Source organism: Desulfitobacterium sp. (assembly GCF_035539115.1).
Taxonomy (GTDB): domain Bacteria; phylum Bacillota; class Desulfitobacteriia; order Desulfitobacteriales; family Desulfitobacteriaceae; genus Desulfitobacterium_A.
Map to the genome: position 1 here is coordinate 11,850 of NZ_DATLJA010000049.1, position 22,239 is coordinate 34,088.

General features: G+C 44.1%; 28 protein-coding genes and 2 pseudogenes. All 30 read left to right on the forward strand.

All coding sequences use genetic code 11. The annotated features are described in order from the left end of the window. Nucleotides 1–181: 181 nt before the first annotated feature. A complete protein-coding gene (gene polA, locus VM640_RS09310; protein ID WP_325391517.1) occupies nt 182–2,860 on the forward strand; it encodes a DNA polymerase I in 2,679 nt (892 codons plus the stop codon). Nucleotides 2,861–2,898: 38 nt separating this feature from the next. After that, nucleotides 2,899–3,720, forward strand: coding sequence for a DNA-formamidopyrimidine glycosylase (mutM, locus tag VM640_RS09315; protein WP_325391519.1), 822 nt, complete (start codon nt 2,899–2,901; stop codon nt 3,718–3,720). A 34-nt stretch (nt 3,721–3,754) separates the two neighbouring features. Further along, nucleotides 3,755–5,623 carry an ABC-F family ATP-binding cassette domain-containing protein gene (locus VM640_RS09320; protein ID WP_325391521.1) on the forward strand — a complete coding sequence of 623 codons (1,869 nt, stop codon included), beginning with the start codon at nt 3,755–3,757 and terminating at the stop codon, nt 5,621–5,623. A 73-nt stretch (nt 5,624–5,696) separates the two neighbouring features. After that, nucleotides 5,697–6,356 (forward strand): sporulation membrane protein YtaF, encoded by a 660-nt coding sequence (ytaF, locus tag VM640_RS09325; RefSeq protein WP_325391523.1) that lies wholly within the window; start codon nt 5,697–5,699, stop codon nt 6,354–6,356. A gap of 9 nt (nt 6,357–6,365) precedes the next feature. Beyond that, nucleotides 6,366–6,971 carry a dephospho-CoA kinase gene (gene coaE / locus VM640_RS09330; protein WP_325391525.1) on the forward strand — a complete coding sequence of 202 codons (606 nt, stop codon included), beginning with the start codon at nt 6,366–6,368 and terminating at the stop codon, nt 6,969–6,971. A 75-nt stretch (nt 6,972–7,046) separates the two neighbouring features. After that, nucleotides 7,047–7,622, forward strand: a complete 576-nt coding sequence (locus VM640_RS09335) for a lytic transglycosylase domain-containing protein (RefSeq protein ID WP_325391527.1) — start codon at nt 7,047–7,049, stop codon at nt 7,620–7,622. Nucleotides 7,623–7,684: 62 nt separating this feature from the next. Further along, entirely contained in the window at nt 7,685–7,969 is a 285-nt protein-coding gene (locus tag VM640_RS09340) for a metal-sensitive transcriptional regulator (protein WP_325391528.1), read from the forward strand. A gap of 412 nt (nt 7,970–8,381) precedes the next feature. After that, a complete protein-coding gene (locus VM640_RS09345; protein WP_325391530.1) occupies nt 8,382–8,636 on the forward strand; it encodes a hypothetical protein in 255 nt (84 codons plus the stop codon). A gap of 103 nt (nt 8,637–8,739) precedes the next feature. Then, nucleotides 8,740–8,991, forward strand: coding sequence for a hypothetical protein (locus VM640_RS09350; protein ID WP_325391532.1), 252 nt, complete (start codon nt 8,740–8,742; stop codon nt 8,989–8,991). 13 nt (nt 8,992–9,004) lie between these two features. Next, a complete protein-coding gene (locus VM640_RS09355) occupies nt 9,005–9,715 on the forward strand; it encodes a 4Fe-4S dicluster domain-containing protein (RefSeq protein ID WP_325391534.1) in 711 nt (236 codons plus the stop codon). Next, a complete protein-coding gene (locus VM640_RS09360) occupies nt 9,702–10,631 on the forward strand; it encodes a CoB--CoM heterodisulfide reductase iron-sulfur subunit B family protein (RefSeq protein ID WP_325391536.1) in 930 nt (309 codons plus the stop codon). The genes VM640_RS09355 and VM640_RS09360 overlap by 14 nt, the downstream gene beginning before the upstream one ends. Nucleotides 10,632–10,645: 14 nt before the next feature. Beyond that, nucleotides 10,646–11,656 (forward strand): CoB--CoM heterodisulfide reductase iron-sulfur subunit A family protein, encoded by a 1,011-nt coding sequence (locus VM640_RS09365; RefSeq protein ID WP_325391538.1) that lies wholly within the window; start codon nt 10,646–10,648, stop codon nt 11,654–11,656. A gap of 80 nt (nt 11,657–11,736) precedes the next feature. After that, a complete protein-coding gene (locus tag VM640_RS09370; protein WP_325391540.1) occupies nt 11,737–12,150 on the forward strand; it encodes a 4Fe-4S dicluster domain-containing protein in 414 nt (137 codons plus the stop codon). Continuing rightward, nucleotides 12,122–12,706, forward strand: coding sequence for a 4Fe-4S dicluster domain-containing protein (locus tag VM640_RS09375; RefSeq protein ID WP_325391542.1), 585 nt, complete (start codon nt 12,122–12,124; stop codon nt 12,704–12,706). Before VM640_RS09370 ends, VM640_RS09375 begins: the two co-directional genes overlap by 29 nt. Next, a complete protein-coding gene (locus VM640_RS09380; RefSeq protein ID WP_325391544.1) occupies nt 12,703–13,569 on the forward strand; it encodes a CoB--CoM heterodisulfide reductase iron-sulfur subunit B family protein in 867 nt (288 codons plus the stop codon). Before VM640_RS09375 ends, VM640_RS09380 begins: the two co-directional genes overlap by 4 nt. Before the next feature lie 33 nt (nt 13,570–13,602). Continuing rightward, nucleotides 13,603–14,010, forward strand: coding sequence for a helix-turn-helix domain-containing protein (locus VM640_RS09385; protein WP_325391546.1), 408 nt, complete (start codon nt 13,603–13,605; stop codon nt 14,008–14,010). Nucleotides 14,011–14,276: 266 nt separating this feature from the next. Continuing rightward, a pseudogene (locus tag VM640_RS09390) lies at nt 14,277–14,567 on the forward strand (thioredoxin family protein); the annotation flags it as partial. A gap of 6 nt (nt 14,568–14,573) precedes the next feature. Beyond that, nucleotides 14,574–15,566 carry a thioredoxin-disulfide reductase gene (trxB, locus tag VM640_RS09395; protein WP_325391582.1) on the forward strand — a complete coding sequence of 331 codons (993 nt, stop codon included), beginning with the start codon at nt 14,574–14,576 and terminating at the stop codon, nt 15,564–15,566. Nucleotides 15,567–15,647: 81 nt separating this feature from the next. After that, nucleotides 15,648–15,806, forward strand: a complete 159-nt coding sequence (locus VM640_RS09400; protein ID WP_325391548.1) for a hypothetical protein — start codon at nt 15,648–15,650, stop codon at nt 15,804–15,806. After that, nucleotides 15,806–16,690: an NAD(P)/FAD-dependent oxidoreductase gene (locus VM640_RS09405; protein WP_325391550.1), complete on the forward strand. Its 885-nt coding sequence runs from the start codon at nt 15,806–15,808 to the stop codon at nt 16,688–16,690. The genes VM640_RS09400 and VM640_RS09405 overlap by 1 nt, the downstream gene beginning before the upstream one ends. Before the next feature lie 46 nt (nt 16,691–16,736). Then, nucleotides 16,737–17,360 carry a methyltransferase domain-containing protein gene (locus VM640_RS09410; RefSeq protein ID WP_325391552.1) on the forward strand — a complete coding sequence of 208 codons (624 nt, stop codon included), beginning with the start codon at nt 16,737–16,739 and terminating at the stop codon, nt 17,358–17,360. 269 nt (nt 17,361–17,629) lie between these two features. Beyond that, a complete protein-coding gene (locus tag VM640_RS09415; protein WP_325391554.1) occupies nt 17,630–18,988 on the forward strand; it encodes a radical SAM/SPASM domain-containing protein in 1,359 nt (452 codons plus the stop codon). A 14-nt stretch (nt 18,989–19,002) separates the two neighbouring features. After that, on the forward strand, nt 19,003–19,203 hold the full coding sequence (locus VM640_RS09420; RefSeq protein WP_325391556.1) for an FmdB family zinc ribbon protein: 201 nt from the start codon (nt 19,003–19,005) through the stop codon (nt 19,201–19,203). A gap of 88 nt (nt 19,204–19,291) precedes the next feature. Beyond that, nucleotides 19,292–19,495: a DUF362 domain-containing protein gene (locus VM640_RS09425; protein ID WP_325391558.1), complete on the forward strand. Its 204-nt coding sequence runs from the start codon at nt 19,292–19,294 to the stop codon at nt 19,493–19,495. Beyond that, on the forward strand, nt 19,488–19,658 hold the full coding sequence (locus VM640_RS09430) for a histidine kinase (protein WP_325391560.1): 171 nt from the start codon (nt 19,488–19,490) through the stop codon (nt 19,656–19,658). The genes VM640_RS09425 and VM640_RS09430 overlap by 8 nt, the downstream gene beginning before the upstream one ends. Nucleotides 19,659–19,668: 10 nt before the next feature. Then, complete coding sequence (locus VM640_RS09435; RefSeq protein ID WP_325391562.1) at nt 19,669–20,361, forward strand: hypothetical protein; 693 nt, start codon at nt 19,669–19,671, stop codon at nt 20,359–20,361. Between the two features lie 16 nt (nt 20,362–20,377). Beyond that, complete coding sequence (locus VM640_RS09440) at nt 20,378–21,094, forward strand: cytochrome c biogenesis CcdA family protein (protein WP_325391564.1); 717 nt, start codon at nt 20,378–20,380, stop codon at nt 21,092–21,094. Between the two features lie 15 nt (nt 21,095–21,109). Continuing rightward, nucleotides 21,110–21,664: a redoxin domain-containing protein gene (locus tag VM640_RS09445; protein WP_325391566.1), complete on the forward strand. Its 555-nt coding sequence runs from the start codon at nt 21,110–21,112 to the stop codon at nt 21,662–21,664. A gap of 7 nt (nt 21,665–21,671) precedes the next feature. Beyond that, nucleotides 21,672–21,896, forward strand: coding sequence for a hypothetical protein (locus VM640_RS09450; protein ID WP_325391568.1), 225 nt, complete (start codon nt 21,672–21,674; stop codon nt 21,894–21,896). A gap of 100 nt (nt 21,897–21,996) precedes the next feature. Beyond that, a pseudogene (locus VM640_RS09455) lies at nt 21,997–22,185 on the forward strand (glutaredoxin family protein); the annotation flags it as partial. Between the last annotated feature and the right edge of the window lie 54 nt (nt 22,186–22,239).

Here is a 22,239-nt window from a genome sequence, read left to right on the forward strand (position 1 = left end):
AAAAATGCTTTCGTTAACGAATATGATTAGGCAGACCTTGATGAAGGCCCAAAAGTTTGGCGAATCTCGATTGCGAGAAAGCAGAAGCTTTCAACGATTTTGTTGAAAGCTTTTTCGCGCTCAGTTTGGCACAAACTGTCACGGTATGGTATAGTAATGTTGGATAGAAAGGGGTTTTTTTATGCCAAAAATCCTAATTCTCGATGGAAACAGCCTGGCTAATCGGGCTTTTTATGCGTTACCTATACTTACCACAACGGATGGTAAGCCAACGAATGTTTTACATGGCTTTATGACGATGCTGCTTCGACTCCTCGCCGAACAAAAACCGGATTATTGGGTCGTCGCTTTTGATAAGACTAAAGCTACGGTACGGATTGAGCAATATGCGGAGTATAAAGGAACGCGGAAAGAAACCCCCGAGGCCTTAAAACCTCAGTTTGATTATTTAAAAGAAGTGCTTACAGCTTTTGCGGTGCCGATCATCGAATGCGCAGGGTATGAAGCAGATGATTTGATTGCTGCCGTAACGACGCAAGCGGAAGCGCGCGCTTGGGAGGTCCAAATCTACACGGGGGATAAAGATGCACTTCAACTTATCTCTCCTCAAACGACGGTCTATTTAACGCGTAAGGGAATCAGCGAGGTTGATGCCTATAATGAAGAAGCACTTTATGAGAAGTATCAACTCCGTCCCGCTCAAATTATCGATTTGAAAGGGTTGATGGGGGATGCCTCAGATAATATCCCAGGGGTACCAGGTGTGGGGGAAAAAACCGCGTTGAAACTCCTTTGGGAATTTGAGACGGTTGAAAATGTGTTGGCAAACACAACCCAGATTTCGGGGAAGAAACTTCAAGAAAAACTAAGTACCTATGCTGACCAAGCCCTATTGAGCAAAAAGTTAGCGACGATGCTGCACGAGGTTCCCCTGGAAATGGATCTGGATACGTTTGTCTATCGTCGTCCTGAGGAGACTACCTTTGCGACTGTTCTTGATAAATATACCTTAAAAAATGTTGCTCGACTTTGGCAGCAAAATCATGCGCAAAGCGCAGATTTGAAAACCCCAACCGGTGGAGTTGAAAAAGCAAGTGAGCAAGAGAAGCCAAACGGCGAAGCAAAGCAACTTGTTCTAGAAGTCTGGCCTGTTCAAGAGTTAGGAACTGAGGAATGGCTTCGTCAGATTGAGGATTGGCGCAAGATGAAATTCCCAGTTACCCTTGTCTGCAAGATCACGAAAGGAAATCCCCACTGGGCGCGCGTGACTGAATGGGGAATTGCCATCCAGGGGAAAGCGTTCAACCTAATGTGGGAGGATTTAGACCTGACAGTGAAACAAGCCATGGCATCCTTCTTAGAAGATCAGCAGGCACCTAAGACGGTGCTGGATAGCAAAACCTTAAATGGCGTTTTAATGAATGAAGGAATGACTTTACAGGGAGTCAGCCTAGATTTAAGCTTAGCTGCTTACTTGATTAATCCCTCCCAGACTAAATTTGAAGGGGTGGAATTGGTCCGTGAATATGTACCAGGACATCCTGAGTTCGGAGGATTAGCGGAAGAAGCTTCGGCTCTCGCTCAAGTTGCAGCGCATTACACGGAAGATCTGGAAAAATTGGGCTTAACTGCGTTACTTCATGAAGTGGAGGAACCGTTGAGCGCTGTTTTAGCATGCATGGAGCGAATCGGGATTGGCGTGGATGCCTCACAACTTGAAGCGTTTGGTCAGAAGTTAACGGGGGAACTTCAAGGTTTAGAACAGAAGATCTATTTTCTGGCTGGAGAAATTTTCAATCTCAATTCTCCTCACCAACTGGGGCATGTTCTTTTTGAAGTCCTCGGCTTACCTCCCGTAAAAAAGACGAAAACAGGTTATTCGACTGATGCGGAAACCCTTGAAGAACTGCGTCCCTCACATCCGATTGTGGAAGAAGTTCTGGTTTATCGTCAATTAAGTAAGCTGATGTCAACCTATGTGAATGGCTTGCTCGCGCAAATCCGGGAGGGTAAAATCCATACGACCTTCCAACAAACGGTGACCGCGACTGGACGTTTATCGAGCACGGAACCGAATCTTCAAAATATCCCAATTCGCCTGGAACAGGGTCGTTTGCTGCGGAAGGTTTTCCAAGCCCCGCATAAGGGCTGGGTGCTACTTTCGGCTGACTATTCGCAGATTGAACTTCGGATTTTAGCCCATTATTCTAAGGATGAACTCCTTTCTGAATCGTTTGCCCTTAATCAAGATGTGCACACGCGGACAGCTTCGGAAGTCTTTGGGGTACCGATGGATCAAGTCACTAAGGATATGCGCCGTAAAGCGAAAGCGGTTAATTTCGGCTTGGTGTATGGGCTAACAGATTTTGGACTTTCCCGGGATGTAGGAATTCCACGGAAAGAAGCGAAGTATTATATTGAAACCTATTTTGCTCGGTATGCTGGAGTGAAACGTTACTTAGATGAGGTTGTGATCCAGGCGAAGGAGCAAGGAGAAGTCCGGACTCTTCTTAATCGGTTAAGACGGATTCCTGAGCTTCGTCATCCGAATCATAATCGAAGACAGTTTGGGGAGCGGATCGCGATGAATTCCCCGATTCAGGGAACGGCTGCCGACATTATGAAGCTCGCGATGCTGGGTGTCGCGCAAGCCTTGAAGCCCTACCAGGCAGATGTCCTTTTGCAGGTTCATGACGAACTGGTGCTTCAGGCAGCTCCAGAGGAACTCGATCAGGTCGCCAGGATCGTCAGTGAGGAAATGGAAAATGCCTTCCCTCTATCCGTTCCTTTGACGGTGGAATGCAAGACAGGACTCAATTGGTATGAGATGCAACCCTTATTTTTTGAACGAAACAATTAGTTTTATTAAATTTACTATCTTAAGTGAGATGAAATATTATGCCTGAATTACCCGAAGTTGAAACGATTCGAAGATCGTTATGCCAACATGTTCTCCACCAAACGATTGAAGATGTTGAACTGCGCTGGTCTGGGGCGGTCAAAGGATGGGACATATTCCCGTTTGAACAAGAAGTCAGAGGGCGGCGCATTGAAAGTATAGAACGGCGGGGAAAGTATTTGCTGGTGACGCTCGATGAAGGTTGGTCTCTGATCGCTCATATGCGGATGACCGGACGATTGAATTTTTATAACGATGCTCATGAATCGGAAAAGCATACCCATGTTGTTTTTAAGTTATCGAATGGGGAACTGCATTTTACGGATACGCGCAAGTTCGGCAGGATTCTTCTCGTCCCGACAGCAGAACGTTTCAATCATCCCTCTCTACGGGTGCTCGGACCTGAGCCGCTCGAGGAGGATTTTACACCTAAAGTTCTCGGTTCGCGCTTAAAGAAAAGAGGCGTAGCTTTAAAATGCGCCTTACTGGATCAAAAGGTGGTTGCGGGCTTAGGAAATATTTATGTGGACGAGTCGTTATTCCGAGCGGGGCTATCTCCTGAACGGATAGCGAATTCCTTGAAACCCAAGGAGCTGAAGTCGTTACATTCTGCCATTCAATCTGTTTTGCAAGCCGGAATTGAGGCCCAAGGTACTTCTTTTCGTGATTACCGGGATGCCAATGGAGAAAAAGGAAGTTTTCAGAACGCGCTTCAGGTCTATGGCCGGGGTGGAGAAAAATGTACCCTATGTGGAAGATTACTTGTCCGTAAGCGCTTAGGTGGGAGGACGACGGTCTTTTGTTTACACTGCCAAAAGTAAACTGTAAATTGAAGAATGAGGAGTCTAGTCGAAGATGAGTATACTTTACTGCCGGAATTGCGGAGTTGATGTATCAGGTGAGGCTCTTTTCCGGCAAGTGACGTTTGGCATAGAACCGGGTGAAAAAGTGGGTCTGGTCGGTCCGAATGGTGCCGGTAAGACAACCTTACTGCGAGCGTGTCTGGGGGAACTCCGATTAGAGAGTGGACAGGTTCAAATTACGGGAACATATGGCTATCTGCCTCAAAATCCGCTCCTTGCTGAGACGGGCACGGTTTGGGATAGTATGCTGGAGGAGCGCGCGGAGATCATTCAGATGCGCGAACAGATGAAGGTACTTGAAGAACGCATGGCTGTTGATTCCGAGGAAAAGGTATTCGAACAATACAGCACCCTGACGGAGAGCTATGAACGTTCCGGTGGGTATGCTTTGGAAGCCCAAATTCGGAAGATCCTTTTCGGCTTAGGCCTGGAAAAGGAAACTAAAACTCCGGTCGAGCGCTTAAGTGGCGGACAAAAGACCCGTTTGGCCTTGAGTAAGCTCCTACTTAGTGCTCCCGAACTTTTAGTTTTGGATGAACCCACGAACCATCTTGACATGGAAGCGTTGGAATGGCTCGAGAGTTTCTTACGCGGGTACGCGGGAGCAATTCTCATGGTCTCCCATGATCGTTATTTTTTAGACCGAGTCGTGCAAAAGATTCTCCATTTAGAAAATGGAGAAATGAAAACGTACACAGGAAATTATTCTGAGTATGAGTTACAACGGGCGGTCGAAGCGACGACGCTTGCCCGGGAAACGGAAAAGCTGAATACCAAGATTAGCCGTCTGGAAGAATATATTCGCCGGAATAAGGCGGGTGTTAATGCCCGGCAAGCTCGGGGAAGAGAAATTCAGTTAAACAAGCTTAAACCGAATCAAACTTCGAAATCCTCAAAAGAAGTCCATTTTAATTTTCAAACGGGAGCCCGGAGCGGGGACAAAGTCCTGATGCTTGAGGCGGTAGGAATTCGTTTTTCCGAACGAACGCTTTTCAGCAATGTTCATTTGGACTTGCGACGTGGAGATCGAGTGGCCCTCTTGGGAAAGAATGGAGTCGGCAAGACAAGCCTTCTCAAGGCAATCTCGCAACAAGTTCCGTATCAAGGGGAAATTCGACTTGGTGCGAAGGTTCAGCTCGGCTATTATTCCCAGGAGCATGAAGACCTTCATCTGACGGGGACCATTATTGACGAAATCCGTAGTGACTCTGCGCTCAAAGATCCAGAGATCCGAAACCTCTTAGCTCGTTTTGGCTTCATAGGGGAAGAAGTCTTCAAACCGGTGAGTGTTTTAAGTGGAGGAGAAAAGAGCCGGTTGGAGCTAGCAAAGCTTTTTTTAGCGCAGGGTAATCTTCTCCTTTTGGACGAACCAACCAATCACTTGGATACTCAGATGCGTGACGTTTTGGAAGAGGCGTTGGCCGATTATGAAGGGACACTGCTCGTAGTTTCCCACGATCGTTATTTCTTGGATCGAGTAGTGAATAAAATTGCCCATTTAACGCCTTCCGGCCTTCAAGTTTACGAAGGAGATTATAGCGAGTATAAAGCCCAAGTTCAGGAGGAAGAAACGAAAGATTCGGCTACCGTAGATGCTGGGAATTCTTCGTCGATGTCTTCTTCTGCTTCGGAAAGAGGGATTCGGGATCGCGAGGCGCAAAAGAAGCAGAAACGTGTTCAGAGCCTTGAAAAACAAATCGCTGAACAGGAAACTCAATTGCAGGAAATTGAGAGTAAACTTGCTCAAACCGCAGCAAATTATGAGCGGGCGATGGAATTGCAGCAGGAATATGACACTATGAAAGAGAACTTAGATTCGACGATGACGGAATGGCTTGAGCTTACCGAAGAGTTAAGCTAACAGAGGGGTAGGGAAAAGCACCCCAACGCTTGGTAACCCATATATTATCCTGAACGTAAAGAGGAGGATGATTATGGGGACTGCAATTTTGCTAGCTGTAGCTTTAAGCCTGGATGGATTCGGTGTCGGAATGGCTTATGGTTTGAGGAGAATTCATATTCCCTGGACGTCGATGCTGATGATTGCCTTCTGTACGATTGTGGCGATGAGTTCGGCCGTATTATTTGGGGGCTGGTTTGTCCACTGGGTGAAGTTTCTCCCCCCAAATGTCCTGGGAGCAATAATCTTACTTAGCCTAGGCGTCTACCAAGTGGTTCATGCTTGGAGGCAAAGGAACGTTCCAGAGGTCGAAGCCTTAGAAGTTTCATCTTTGAGGGCAGTAGCTCGAGAACCCGTTATTAAGTTCCAGTTCGAGATCTTAGGGATTGTGATTCAAGTCCTTAGATACCCGGAACAAGCAGACTTAGATGGCTCAGGAATAATTACGATCAAGGAAAGTGCATTATTAGGGACAGCTTTATCCTTGGATGCGTTTGCCTCAGGTCTAGCGATTGGCCTTTCGGCAGGAATCATTCATTCGTTACCTGTCATCTTATTGGTGGCACTGACCCAGGTTCTGATATTGCGATTGGGTCAAAATGTTACGGGAATTGTACCGGGAGAGGTTCTAAAACGGATTGGGTTCTTGCCCGGAACCTTGCTAATTCTCATTGGATTTGGAAAGTTAATATGAGGTGGGAAAATGTGGGCTATTGGTTTAACTGGCGGAATAGGGAGTGGTAAGTCATCGGTAGCGAACTGGCTGAAGGAACACGGAATCCCGGTTCTAGATGCGGATCAAACGGTACATCAGTTACTTGCTGAGGATCAGACGACGATCCGTCGCGTGGCTCAAGCCTTTGGGGAAGATATTTTAGATACTCAGGGGAAAATCAATCGCAGAGCACTGGGAATCAAAGTTTTCAATAATGACGAAGCAAGAAAACGCCTGGAGGAAATCCTTCATCCCTTAGCCAGAGGAAAGATGTTCTCCGAACAAATTGCTCTGGCCGCATCTGGGGTGAAGCTTTGCTTTTGGGATGTGCCGCTTCTCTTTGAAGCCGGTTTCAGTACATCGATGAATGAAGTTTGGGTTGTTTGGGTCCCGCTTCAGATTCAACTTGAGCGGGTGATGAAGCGGGATTCTTTCACCTGTTCTGAGGCAGAACTTCGAATTTCAGCGCAATGGCCCTTAGACGATAAGAAAGAAATGGCAGAAGTCGTGATTGATAACTCAGGAACGTGGGAGTACACTGTGTCTCAATTGGAAGCACTTTTGGTTAGAATAAAAAATAGAATTTCCCTATAAATGTAGAATAGAAAACGGTAAAATAGAAACAGCAGGTTCCGAGAGCACTATATTGATTAAGACAGGAAGTTTGAATTGAGAAAGAGACGGTCAGGAATTAAAAGATTAAAAAGAAGGTTAATTACGCTTCTAATCATAATTATTGGGATAGGATTACTTCTGCAGATGCCGTCTGTACAGAAGATTTATTACCCTTATCCTTATCGCCCTGTAGTCGAAAAGTTTGCGATGCAGTACGGGGTTGATCCCTATTTAGTGATCGCTGTGATCCGTGCGGAGAGCAATTTTATGCCGCAGTCGGAGTCCCATAAAGGAGCCTTGGGACTAATGCAGCTTATGCCGAATACCGCGGAGGGGATTGCCCAGAGTATAGGTGATAAAAGCTTTACCCAAGAGGACTTGAAGGATCCTGAAAAAAACATTCAATATGGGACCTGGTATCTCGCTAATTTGCAGAAGGAATTTAAGAATACAACATTGACTATTGCCGCCTATAATGGTGGTCGGGGGCATGTGCAAGAGTGGATCAAATCCCAACAGTTGGATCCCAATAATTTACGGGTCGAGGACATTCCTTTCCAGGAAACACGCCAGTATGTGCAACGTGTTTGGCAGTTTTATGCTGAGTATAGGGCACTTTATGGCAACTAATTCAAAGATACCTTCCGTATTGCTCAAGGGTTAGGGAGAACTTGCAGAAAGTAGGAACATAAATGAATATGAATGATATTGATCCAGAGGAAACGCAAAAAATACAGATTCGTCTTAAAACTGTTAGAGGCCATGTTGCGGCTGTTGAAAGAATGATTGAAGAAGGAAAGGAGTGTGGTGAGGTTCTACATCAACTGGTTGCGATCCGTTCAGCGGTTCAGAAGGTTTCTGTTGTTATTGCTCAGCGATATGCGAATATCTGTCTGATTGAAGCATTGGAAAAGGGAGAGAATCAGCAGGAAGTTATGAATAAAGCGGTTGAAACGTTGATGAAATTAAATCAGTAAGCTGAGGGTTGATCGTTTGAATTTAAGAGGACGAAAATAGAGGTGCTTCATTTGAAGCACCTTTTTTATACTAACAGAAACTTCCATGAACCTGCCGATTCACAGGGAGGTATGAAAATGTAGTCCATTTTCGTAAGAAAGTATAAATTTTTGGCAGATAAACTCTAAGTGCAACCAGCGGTTTTCATTCTCCTACGATGCATGTATTTATGTCCGGCAGGATAAGGCAACTAGGGCTAGCACCTTCGCTAGGGCTTGGTACTAGCCAAGTTTTCTTTATCGCTAAAGCTCGGCGAAAGCCGGGTTTTCTTTATATATACGTTGATTTTGAGAAAAACATATTGACGCAGATAAAAATCGGAGGTATATTTGAATCGAAGAAAATACCCAGGGGGGGATAGGGGGGGTAGGATTGTTAGAATGTTCTCATTGCGGCGTACTCATCTCAGAATTTCGCCCAAAGTTCTTCATGGTTTTGGAGAAAATGGATCCTTTACCGCCTAATGTGAAAGAGATCCTATGTCCGAACTGTCACGCCCTTAACTATGCGATCAATTTGAACTACTGCTCCCAGTCTTGTGAATTTTATAACCCACTCATGAATCCGATGAATCCAACCCAAATTCTTAATTTGGGTTGTCGAGGCCAATGCCTGCAGGATTATTAAAAATTCTCCATCAGAGATCATTTTGTTTGTCCTATTTCTTATATATGTGGTTACTTGTGAAGCGATTAACGAGAGAAAATCGCGAATAAGGGAGGTGGAGCTTATGGCTAACAACTATAACAACTATTTAGAAGCGTATGGCAAGGAAACAAGCCGAGACGCGGGAGATCGCACTCTCAATTATTTTAGTGAACTCTTCAGTATGGAAATTCCGATGTCCCGAATGATGAAAATGATGCCGGGAATGGTCAAATTCATGATGGCCGGGAAAGGCGAACGGGATGATTTAATGAAGTTTATGCCTCAAATGATGCCCATGGTAAAGCAAGCCATTACGGGCAAGAAAGAGGAATAAGGGGGGGACCACGGTGCTCGAACAAACCAAAGACTGGGACGACGATTTTTACGAAAAATGGAAACCCATTGCGATGGGCTTCGTCAATGAAGCGCAAAAATGCTTGCAGTGCGGGAAGTGTACAGGACAATGTCCCGCGGCTGCTGTAACGCCGAGCTATAACCCACGTAAAATGATCCGGGATTTAGTCAATGGCAATATTAAACGGGTTTTGTCAAGTGTGGAGCTTTGGCAATGTTTCTTTTGTGGGGGATGCTATGCGGCATGTCCCATGGATATTAACTTTCAATTTTTTGTTTTCATGCTACGTTTAGCGGCGATGAATGAAGGGTATGGCTGGGAAGATGTTAAACAACTCGAAGGCTATGCGGAAAAAGATTATTTGAAAAATGGAGTTACTGTTTCGGATTTTGAAAGAAATCCCTTTGTCGTTGACACCCGTGGAGATATCAGCAAAATCCGTGAGGCTGCAGGATTAACGAGTAAACGCCAGGTTAGTGATCGCGCAATAGCCGAAATCAATATGCTCTCTGATTTAACAGGAATGACCTCTTTTATGAAAAAGATCGGTGGGGTTGAGCTTTTGGATTGCCGCACGTGTACTCCCGAACAGGAGAAAAAGTGCAAGCACAAACCGATGCCATCACGGGTCGGAAAAACGAAAACACATCTGCGTTTCTATAATTATGGGGAACCGGGAGGAAAAAAACATGCCGAGGCTTGATATTGTAGCGCAAATTCCTAAACCAAAACAGATCTTTTTATTTAGAAGCTGTGTTGCCAGTAATAAGTATCCTGGGACTGAAGCGTGCGGGAGGGAAACCCTCCAAATTCTTGGAGTTGAACCAGTTGAATCCGATGAACAGACCTGTTGTGGAGGTTTTGTGACCTTTGCTAATGTAGCCGCTCCGACCGCTTCGATGCCAGCTGTCGCGCGTAATCTCTCTCTCGCCGAGGAAAAGGGCTTAGATACATGTGTCCTTTGTAACGGATGTTGGACGTTTCTTAATGAATTCGGCCACTTTATGAATCATAACGAGGAAGTCAAAGCCAGTGTCAACATGATGATGAATATGATGGGCCGTGAGTACAAAGGAACGAGCAATGTTTATCATATCGCTGAGATGTTTTACCGACTTAAAGATGATATCGCTAAAAATGTGAAGCGACCGCTCACAGGAATTAAAATTGCCACTCACTATGGATGCCATTATCTCGCCGGAGGAAAGTATTCGGCCATCGATGATGCCCAAATGCCTTCTTATTTGGAAGAACTCATCGAACTGATGGGAGGGACGGTTGTCCCCTATACAGCGAATAGAGAATGTTGTGGTACCGGCTTTACCCAGATTATCAATGGCAAAGATTCATCCTTGGAGCACACTCAGCTTAAATTGGATTCTGTGAAAGAAGCAGATCCCGATCTCTTGGTTGTCCAATGCCCTTATTGTCATAGCCAGCTCGATCGGGTTCAACAACAGCTAAATTACCACAATGCAGGGGACTATCAAACTCCAGTCATTCACATAGCGCAACTTGTAGGTTTGGCCTTAGGGGTTGCAGTTCCGAAACTCGCTTTTGCTGCTCATATTAGTGGGCGTGAACGTTTGGAAAAGGTTCTCGACCGAGTCGGTCGCTAGAAAGGGGAAAGAACGTGAAAAAGACATTAGTCATCGGTGGAGGAATAGCAGGAATTACAGCTGCCGAAAAGATTGCCCAAAATGGAGCAGAAGTCATCCTCATTGAAAAAGAAAATGAATTGGGTGGAAATTTTGCTAAATTAACCTTTACCTTCCCTGTTCTCGGTGATGCTAAGGCGTTACTCAACAAAGAAATTGATGCCACTCAATCCCTGACAGGAATTGAGATCCTCAAGGGTACAACTTTAGAAAAAGTTAACGGCAGCGCGGGAAATTTCACTGTTGAACTGAGTACTCCCGCTGGTAAACGCACAGAAAATGTGGCCTCAATTATTGCTGCTCCGGGATTTCATTATATGGAGCCAACGGCCTACACCGAATATCTCTATGGTCACAGTTCTAAGGTTGTGACGAGCCTTGAGTTTGAAAAAATGGCAGCGGAAGGTCGCTTGCCCAAGGGCAAAGTCAATGTGGTTTTTGTGCACTGTGTCGGCTCTCGCGATAAAGCTAAAGGGTATCGCTATTGCTCAAAAATCTGTTGTTCTTACTCAGCGAAGCATGCCATTATGATGAAAAAAACGAATCCTGAATCGAAAAATTATGTATTCTATATTGATATCCGCGCTTTAGGTAAGGGGTATGAAGAATTTATCCGTTCGGCGATGGAAGAGTATAATGTTCGCTATATTCGGGGACGGGTTGCAAAAGTTCTTCCCGAAGGAGAAAAACTATTGGTTCGGGCGGAGGATTCCTTGATTGGTAATCCGATTGAAGTCGAAGCAGACTTAGTTGTTTTAGCGTCGGCCATGGAGCCACCCGTGGGTTCACGTGAGTTAGCTCAAGTTCTAGGGATTGAGACGGATGAGTATGGCTTTTTCCAAGAGATCGAAGCTAATGTTCGTCCCTGCCATTCCACTAAACCTGGGGTGTTCCTGGCCGGGAGTTGTACTCAGCCGATGGAAATTGCCAGTGCGGTAGGCATGGGAGGATTGGCGGCAACTGAAGCCTTGATCTTAGCCCGGTAAATTCCGAGAAGTTTTAAAGGATATTTAAGATTCACCGGACCTTGATGAACTTTTAGAGTGAGATAAGGAAGTGAAACCTGATGCGCTTACGTATTCATGAAGGCGGAATTCGGAATGTCGTAGAAGAGGGGATTCAAAGACCCCTGACCGCCTGCCTGCAATGTTCAAAGTGTGGAGGTGGCTGTGCTCATACCGAGGAGTTCGATCTTACCCCGCGTCAAGTTATTGAATCCTTACTGGATTGTCAGGATGAACGGGTTTTAGAGAGTCGGATGATTTGGCTGTGTGGTCGAAATTGTACTGGATGTCAGGCAGTCTGCCCGGTTGGGTTGCCCCTAAATGAAATCATGGCAGTGCTTAGGGAAGAGGCGGAGAAACAAGGCATAAAGCCGAAATATGAACAACCGTCTCTGATCTATCATAAATTTAACCACTGTGCGAAACACCGAAGAGAGGGTGAAGCGAGTGAAAGTATGGATGGACGAGAAGCATAGCTTCTTGGAAGAGGTTGAGGCCCGGAGCGGGCAGAAAGTTCAGGAATGTTACCAATGTAGTAAATGCTCGGGAGGGTGCCCGTTTTCCGGAATTATGGAATATGCGCCCAATTCCATTTTGGAAATGATTGTTTACAACATGAAAGATCAACTGTTATCGAGTAAGTCAATTCAAATGTGTATTCAATGTGGAACGTGTGGAGCTCAGTGCCCGGCGGGTTTTGAAATGTATGAAGTGATGAATGTCCTGAGGGCGATGGCAAAAGAAGAAGGATACATCTCAAATGAGAAAAAGATTCCTAAAATGAATGGTATTTTTCTTGGCGAAGTGAAGAATAACGGGCGCATGCATGAAGTGAACTTGATGCTTAAAAATATGCTGAATCAAGGGCAATTTGTTAAAGATGCCGCCTCGTTGATCCCGATTGGACCACCGATGTTCTTGAAAGGAATTATGGGACCTGGAGATATCTTGGCTCATAAAATTCAAGGGCAACAAGCTGTGGCAAAGATTTTTGAGAATGTCGAGAAAATGCAAGGGGGACATGCGAGATGAAAACTGGATACTTCCCGGGGTGTTCCCTTCATTCCACCGCCAAAAACTATGAATCATCAACTCAAGCTGTGCTTAAAACCTTGGGAGTTCAGTTAGAAGAGATCCCTGATTGGAATTGCTGTGGTTCGACACCTGCTCATCAAACGGACCATCTTTTAGCCTTGTCTTTATCTGCCCGAAATTTAGCCTTAGCAGAAAAGGCCGGAATGAAAGAAGTCATGGCCCCTTGTGCGGCTTGCTTTAACCATTTGCGTACAGCCGAGGTGGAGTGTGCCGAAGATAAAAAAAAGCATGAAGAAGTTCAAAAGGCGATTGAGATGAACTATAAAAATCAAGTTCACGTTCTCAATATCCTTGAACTATTAGTTGATCGAATTGGGATCCAGAATATCGCGAAAAAGGTTAAAAAACCGTTGAGAGGGTTAAGGGTTGCTCCCTATTACGGGTGTATGTTGACCCGTCCTGTGAAAATTGCTCAGTTTGACGATCCAATAAATCCGCAAAGTATGGATCGATTATTAGAAGCTTTGGGTGCAGAAGTTGTCTCTTGGGGAGCGAAAACAGACTGCTGTGGTGCAGCTCACGTCTTAACTCGGCAGGAGGTCGTCCTCGAACTGACCGGACGAATAGTCTACCAGGCTAAAGAAGCGCATGCGGATGCCATTGCCACGGCCTGCCCAATGTGTATGTCAAATCTGGATTTGCGCCAAGGTGCAATTGAAAAAGCCACTGGTAAGGAAACTAAGGTTCCTGTCATGTATATTACAGAACTTTTGGGGATGGCTTTAGGAATTCCAAATTCGGAGTTAGGAACCCGTAAACATGTGGTGAGTACCACGACGGTAACTTCTAAAATTAGCTAAAGTTTCGCATGAGAACAAAGGAGGAGTACCGTGATGTCCTTGAGTCGCGAGCTGAGGAAACATCAAGAACCTTTTATAGAAATCGGACAATATATCTATAAGTGTAGGGTCAACAGAAAAATGTCGCTGCAGATACTGAGTGTACGTTTAGGCGTGAATCCCTCCTACCTGCGTGAAGTCGAACGAGGAGAGCGGGTCCCAGACGATAAGTTTATTCGAAGTTTGACCGAGAACTGTGGACTTGATGAGAACTATATTTTTAGTTGTCTAGGTAAAGCTCCCTTGATTGCCCGTGAAGAGCTGGATCAGTATGCGCTCTTACAAGACACGCTCAAAGAGATGGGTATGTCGGCGTTATCGGAACAAGAGAAGGAAGAAATCTACCAAAATTTTAATTCAATTGTTAAAACTGCATTATTAAATCCAAATCAAGTTCTATAGAAGTATGAAGTCCCCTCTTTGAGAATTTGGGCAAATCCGGAGTTCTAAAGGTGCGAAAATTTTATAGCGAAACTTATCTTAAAAGATCAAATATTAAAAGCTGCGTTAGTAATGTTTTCACGTTACGCGCAGCTTTTCTTCGTGATTGAATGGGTAGAGCAAATCATCAAGTTATTGACAAAAAGAAAGGTATCATGTATATTATAGATATATTAAGTATACCCCCCGGGGGTTTATGGGACAATGCGCAAAGGGGCGAAGGAAAAATGAGTGATAAAATTTTATATTTATCTACTGAAGAATTTGATCAGGAATTAAAAAATCATCAAGGCATGTTAGTATTAGATTTCTTTTCTGAAGATTGTCCGCCATGTGCACAATTAGCTCCAATTTATGAGAGAATGGCTGAAAAGTTTCCTCAGGTCAAGTTTGTGAAGATGATGCGTCAATCTCATCGTCTATTAGCCGAGCGCTTCGGGGTAAAAGGTAGTCCTACTGTTCTCTTTTTTGAAAACGGACAAGAGGTTGGAGAACGCTTAGGTGGATATATTGCCAAATCGCAAATGCGGATAACTTTGGAAAATCTGCTGGGCATTGAAAGTGAGCAGATTGAAAAGGAAGCTTTGGAAGCGGATGTTCTTGTTTTGGGAGCAGGTCCTGCCGGTTTAACAACGGCGATTTACACCTCGCGGGCTAAACTTCGGACGATAGTGGTTGAGGAAGGTATTCCAGGCGGACAAGCGGCAACGACGTTTCATATAGCTAACTATCCTGGAACACCTGGAACTATTGGCGGTAAAGATCTCATGGATAACATGATTAGTCAGGCGAAAGGTTTTGGAGCTGATATTCATGACTTAAAAGAGGTCTTTAGCCTTGATTTGAGTCGTGAGATGAAAGAAATCATTACGGAAGATGCGATCTATCGTGCTCCAGTACTTGTTGTTGCGACGGGTGCAGAATCCCGCCGCCTTCCTGTAGAAAGGGAAGCTGATTTCCGAGGGAATGGTGTCCACTACTGTGCAACTTGCGATGGCGCTATGTATCAAGATGCTGAAAATGTCATTGTTGTCGGTGGTGGAAATTCTGCTGTGGAAGAAGCAGTTTTCCTGACCAAATTTGCCAAACATGTTACGATCGTTCATCAGTTTGATAATTTCCAAGCGTCAAAAACAGCTCAAGAAGAGGCTGCAATGAATGATAAGATTAGCGTAATCTGGGATTCTGAGGTGCGTACACTCGTCGGTGAAAAACACTTAACTGGTGTGGAAATTGAAAATGTTAAAACGCATCAAATGAGTGTAGTGGATGCTAACGGAGTATTTGTCTATATTGGCATGCAACCCCGCACGCAAATCCTGAAAGAACAGCTAAAGATCAACGACTGGGGATATATTGAAGCAGATGACGAGATGCGGACGAATATCAAAGGGGTCTTTGTTGCGGGCGATGTCCGGAGCAAAACCGTTCGTCAAGTTGCTACCGCAGTAGGTGATGGGGCTGCTGCAGCAGTTAACGTAGAGCGTTATCTAGCCTCTCGAGCTTCTCAAAAATAATTTATGAAAATGTTTGGTTTGAGTAAGATCGCAAAATATGGGAAAGCTTCTAACAGAAAATATCTGAGGAGGTTTTCCCCTATGAATATCGATTTAACTGAAGACGAAATTAATATCCTTTTAAAATCAGGAAGTAACTGTCTCACCACTTGCCGAGAAGGCGGACCTGCTCATCAATGTCCGGATTGTCAAAAGCTACAGAATGTGATGAGTAAACTTCAAGCTGGGGTGAGTCGATAATGTCTAAAACGTTTACTTTTAAATCTCATTATGAATTAGCAATTGTGGGCTGTGGAACTGCGGGAATGGCTGCAGCAATCAATGCCAAGATTAGAAATAAAAATTTTATCTTATTGGGATCAGAATTTTGTAGTCCTAAATTAGCGAAGGCTCCCCAAGTCGATAATTTCTTGGGGTTTCCCGAAATTGAAGGAGAAGAATTGCGGCAGCGGTTCTTCAACCATTTAAAAGAAATGGGAATTGAAATTGTACCCTGGAAAGTTACAAACATTTACCCGGGTCCGCCCTTCACCTTGGTCGGGAAGGATCAGTCCTTCGAAGCAGATGGTGTTATTTTAGCAACCGGAGTCTCAACTCAAAAGTTAGTTCCGGGAGAGGCAGAATTGCTGGGACGTGGCGTTGGCTATTGTGCGACGTGCGATGGGCCGCTCTATAAAGGAAAGACGGTGGCAATCATTGCCTATGATAGGGAAGGGGAGGCTGAAGCTAACTTTATGGCAGATATCTGCTCAGTAGTTTACTATATCCCCTTCTACAAAAAAATAGGACATCTCGATGAACGCATTATCCAAAAGAAAGATAAAATAAAAAGTATCAAGGGAAGCCAAAAGGTTGAGGCTCTCATTTTGGGAGCGGAAGAGCTCAAGGTTGATGGAGTCTTTCTCTTCCGGGAAAATTTGCCTGCGGAACAACTGGTTTTAGATCTCCGGATGGAGAAAGGGGCGATCGCCGTCAATCATCAATTAGAAACGAATATTCCTGGCTTGTATGCAGCGGGTGATTGCACGGGTCAGCCCTACCAACTCCTAAAAGCTGCTGGAGAAGGTGGAACTGCAGCTCTCAACGCGATAAAATATCTTGATACACTTCAAGAAAATAAGTAAAAAATAAAGAGTGTCCTTTTAAGAGGCGGGGAAATTGGAGGAAAATGTGTCTACTTTTGAGATTGTGAAAAGGTATACAGAGGAAGATAAAAACTCAAATTTAAGTTGCGGTGGAAATATTCAATATCTAGAGCTTAAGGAAGGGGAACGAGCCCTGGATTTGGGATGTGGTCGTGGCGGAGAAACGGTCGAAGCTGCCAAACAAGTAGGGTCTCAAGGGTTCGTCTGGGGTTTAGATTTGACCCCTCGAATGATCGATCTCGCTCAGGAACGATCACGAAATGAGCAGATTCTTAATGTGAAATTTATTTTAGGGTCTATGGATCAGATTCCCTTGAAGGATAACAGCCTTGATGCGGTTCTTAGCAATTGTGCGATTAACCATGTTGAGGATAAGCTTGCTGTCTACCGGGAAATGTATCGCGTGTTGAAACCTGGCGGACGTTTTGTTGTTTCCGATATCATGACTGAAACCCCCTTGCCTCAAGAAATTAAAGAGGATCCGGAAGCGGTGGCGGACTGTTTTGGTGGGGCAATCACGATTAGAGAATATGAAGAATCTCTAAGTCAAGCGGGTTTCTTTAAAGTAGAGGTTTTCAAGGAACGACGTTATTTGAAGAATGGCTATGAAATGATCAGCCGCACTTTTCAAGGATATAAAGAGAGCTGAGAAGTCGATCTTAGAAGAAATGGTAGATTTAATGATGGAAAGGAGGTGAGAGTGATGCGTCCAATTACCTCAACATCTTCGGCCTGCTGCAATACGAGTCTAGCACTCAACGTTGCCCAATGTTGTTCGAAGTCTTCCCAAATCGTCGCGGGTTGTCACGACTGATATGTTTGGCGGCAGAAAATTTCTGTCGCCTTTTGCCATGAATTGTTACCCTTCATTGGGAATTAAATAAATTAGATGAAGTTTAAAAAGAAATGGGTGGGGAAATGTACTTTAGTCAATATAACTTAATTTTACCGATGAAAGAAAATCCTAAGTTCCCGTATGCGATCTTGAATTCTCTCTCGGGAGGGTTTGATCTTGTCTCTCAAGAAGATTATGAAAAGCTGATGGCTTTAAAGAGTGGAGAAATAGTCGAGGATTCTGAGTTCCTGGCTAACTTGCAGAGTAGGGGGTATCTTTACCAGAATAAGGAGGATGAAAACCAACGTCTGCAAGAGCGCTGGCCAGAATTTAATCAAGCTCTTCATGAAACGTCTCCTCAGGTTCTCCTGGTACCCACGTATACTTGTAATTTGGCCTGCCCCTATTGCTATGAAAATGGGATTAAACATAAAAAGGATTTGATCACCAAGGACGTTGTCGATACTTTCTTTAAATATTTAGCTCAGCAATTTCCAGATCAAAAGCCGTTCATCACTTTATTTGGCGGGGAAGCTCTCCAAAATTCGGTGAGACAGAAGGAAATGATCGATTATATCGTCAAAGAAGCGGCCTCTGGAGGATACGCCATATCGGCTGTCTCGAATGGATATGATTTGAAAGAATATCTGGATATCTTACAACAAGCTGAGATCAAGGAAATTCAGGTTACGCTTGATGGCCCCAAGGTTGTCCAGGATCAACGTCGACCAACCGCAGGCGGACAAGGAACGTATGATAAGATTATGGAGGGGCTCGAAGAAGCAATTCAAAGAAAAGTCCCCATTAATCTGCGTGCAGTTGTCGATAAAACTAATTTTGAAGATTTAGTGATTTTAGCTGAAGATTTGGATAGCCGTGGTTGGCTTGACCTTCCACCGCAACGATTTAAAACGGCAATTGGTCGTAATTACGAATTATTTGAATGCTCGGCTACGCCTCAATACCTTCTGGGTCAGGCAGAGCATTGGGCAATGTTTATGGAGTTAGCTGAAAAACATCCGATCCTGAAGAAATTCCACACCCCAGAATTTAAAGGAATCAATCATCTCGTCCAGACGGGAGAGCTCTATTTGCCATCATACGATACTTGCCCAGCGTGTAAAACAGAATGGGTTTTTGATCTCTATGGAGATATCTATGGGTGTACGGCTTCTGCTGGACAGGATGAATTTAAACTGGGGACTTTTTATCCGGAGTACCAGCTTAAGGATCAAGAAGTTAAAGAATGGCAAGACCGTAGTGTCTTAACAATTCCGGAATGCAAGGATTGTGAGGTTAGTTTAATTTGTGGCGGCGGATGTGGGGCTATTGCTAAAGATCGAACAGGCCGTGTGCAAGGACCCAATTGTCGACCGATTAAAGAACTTCTCACGTTAGGGTTAAACTACTATGGCGATCAGATCCTAAAAATGGGATACTAGGAGGTAGAGGCTAAATGCCAAGCTATGATATGGTTTGCCAGGATTGTGGGCATAAGTTTTCAGTTTTCTGTAGTATTAGCCACAAGGATCAACAGATCTGTCCGGATTGTCAAAGTCCGAAGATTAATCAAAGATTTACGGCAGTTAATATTGCTGGAAGCAAACGCAGTACGGGTGCATCCGTAGCGCCTGTAAAAACTTCGAATTTTGGCTGAGCAGGTTGTTAAGGAGACCGTGAGTTTCCATAATCCTAATCAAGGAAGAGAGCGCTTGGGAAGAGGATGTTATAGGGGAGGATAAGAGATGTCGGCGTTTATCTTAGAAAAATTATGCCGTGGCTGTCAACGCTGTGTCCATGCCTGTCCACAAAATGCGATTCAAATGGTCGCTCATATGGCGATTGTTAATCCTGAACTGTGTATCGAATGTGAAGCGTGTATGGAAGTCTGTATGCAGGGAGCGATTACTTTCCGCGAGGACGGGGGGAAGGAAATTGTCCATGGATGAGAATCAAAGAAAAACTCAAGAGCTAAACCTGCAGAAATTGCAAGAGGAGTTGGCGGATCTTAAAGCCCGTTGGCCTGCTCACTCGGTTAAAACTGAAATGATCTTCAAATTGGACGACTTGGAAGAAGAAATTGCCGACCTGCAGAAACTTTTGGCTGAGTAGAGGAAGAAAAATGAATGCTAACCTTCAGATTGGTCCACTGGTACTCAGAATTCAATGGTTGGTCATAATTCTTTCAATATTCATTGGAAATTTAATGATCAGGTATCGCTTAAAGAGATTTGCAGATCTGGAAGATTCGATTAAGGATCAGATCATCGTATCGATTGAAGAAAGTGCTGTTATCGCAATTCTGACCTGGAAATTCAGCGTGGTTCTTTTTGATCCGATCCGTATCGTGACCAGCCCCTTAGCCATCCTTTATTATTCAGGGGGAGAGCGTGGAATCGGGTTAGCTCTAGTCGTCGTTCTTGTCTATTTTTATTACCATTCAAAAAAAGAGCATATCCCGATAGGGGTTTATGGAGATTTATTAGCTGCTGGCTTTTTGATCGGGATGGTAGCGTACTCCGTAATTGCTCTTTGGCTAAATCAACAAAGGGCCTGGATTTATGGGAGTGAAATTCTTTTAGCGCTGCTTCTTTATCAGCTCTACTTTAGGAATAGTAAGGGAACAGCTAGACTTAACAACTTGAATCAGGCGTTGACCTGGTTTAGCCTGGGGCAAGTGTTTGTTTCTTTTATAAGTCCATGGCGACAAAATTTTTGGTGGGGTTTTTCCCAATTGCAAATTGTCTTTTTGATCCTTGCTGCGTTCTGTATTATGATCGATTTTTTCACGGCGAAGAACAGTCTAATTAAGTGATCTGGGGAGGAATTAAATGGAGAATGTCACAGTACTATTTGCTTTTACGGCAGGGATGCTGTCCTTTCTATCCCCGTGTGTATTTCCCTTAATTCCGGCTTATGTAGCAAATCTAACGGGTTCGACGTTCGGAGATAATCGGATCGAGGTTTCTAAGCGGTTATTACTGACGCGTTCGCTCAGTTTCATCATTGGTTTTAGTCTAATCTTTGTGTTAATGGGGGCATCCGCCAGCGTGGTGGGTCATCTATTTACTCACAATCGTGATATCATCCAGAAGATCAGTGGAATTTTGATTATTATCTTTGGTTTACAAATGGCCGGAGTGCTTAAACTGCGTTTTCTCATGATGGAGAAACGCTGGGAAGGCAAACAAACGCAGGAAAATTCAGTTTGGCGTTCCTTGATTTTGGGGATCTCTTTTGGAGCGGGCTGGACTCCCTGTGTTGGCTTAGCCTTATCCTCTATTCTTTTACTGGCCGGATCGGCAAATACAGTTTATAGCGGAATGTTTATGCTATTAGTTTATTCCCTGGGTTTGGGAATCCCGTTTTTGGCAATTTCCTTAATCATCACGTATTCCTTTAAAATCGTCAAATCCATTAATCGGAGATTAGGTATCCTCTCGATCATCAGTGGGTGGATTTTGGTGGGGATGGGGCTATTATTGTACGCAGGCCAGTTACAGAAGATAAGTGCTTGGTTGTCCCAATTTACATACTTTGTAAACTAGAGGAGTAGTGAAAGAATGAGGAAATACTTAGCAGCTATTATTTTAATCGGTTTGGTTATTTGGGGATTCATAAGTGTCCAAAATAACAACTCCAATTCTGATTCAAATACGGTATCCTCTAAGGCGAACCAGTTAAAAGTGGGTCTTGAAGAAGGCAATTTGGCGCCAGATTTTGAGCTCCAAAGGGTAGATGGCAATTCGATAAAGCTTTCCAGTCTTCAAGGGAAAAAGATCATTCTGAATTTCTGGGCTAGTTGGTGTCCACCCTGTCGCCAAGAGATGCCTGATATGGAAAAACTCTATGTCGATCAAAAAGATAATGGGGTAGAAATCCTGGCAGTCAATCTAACCAATATAGAAAAGAGCAGGGCGGATGTCCCAAGTTTTATGAAAGCATATGATATTACATTTCCTGTGGCTCTAGATGAAAAAGGCAAGGTAAGTCAGCAGTACGATGTATCTTCAATACCAGCTAGCTTTATTATTGATTCGTGGGGAGTGATTCAACGAAAATTTGTTGGACCTATGACCTATGATTCAATGAAATCTATGTTAAAAAGTATCAAATAAGGTGGAGGTGTTTAAATTGGAAGACCTTGACAAGCTGAGTTTAGCCGATATTAAGCGGAGGATGCAGAAACTTGAAGAGGAACTTGAAGAATTAGAAGAGGAGAAAAACTACGTTCTTAGGCAAACAGGACTGCATATCGGCGCAGTCAAAGCGCAACGATATCAGTCAGAAACTGAGGCGTTAAGTTTGTCCATCGCCGAACTCAAAGCCGAATTGGCTAAGAGAGGATAAGCTCGATTGGACTTCAGACAGAGTAAAAAATTTGCAGATTGGAAGTGAGATTTTGGAAGAAGTTATTATGTACGTTGTTCCATTTTGACCACACTGTAAACGCGCAAAGCGGTTCCTTGAGGGTAAAGGAATTAAATGGGTTGAGAAAAATATCTTGATGCCAGAGGCTCGAAAAGAGATGCAAAAAGTAACGGATACGTTAACTGTGCCCGTCGTTCAAGTCGGAAATCGGGTTTTAGTCGGTTATTCCGCTCAAGAGTATGAGGAAGTATTCAAAGATTGGTCTTAGAAAATAAGCCTAATATGCATGGTAACAGGAAGAAAAGTGGCGAATTGAAAGGTT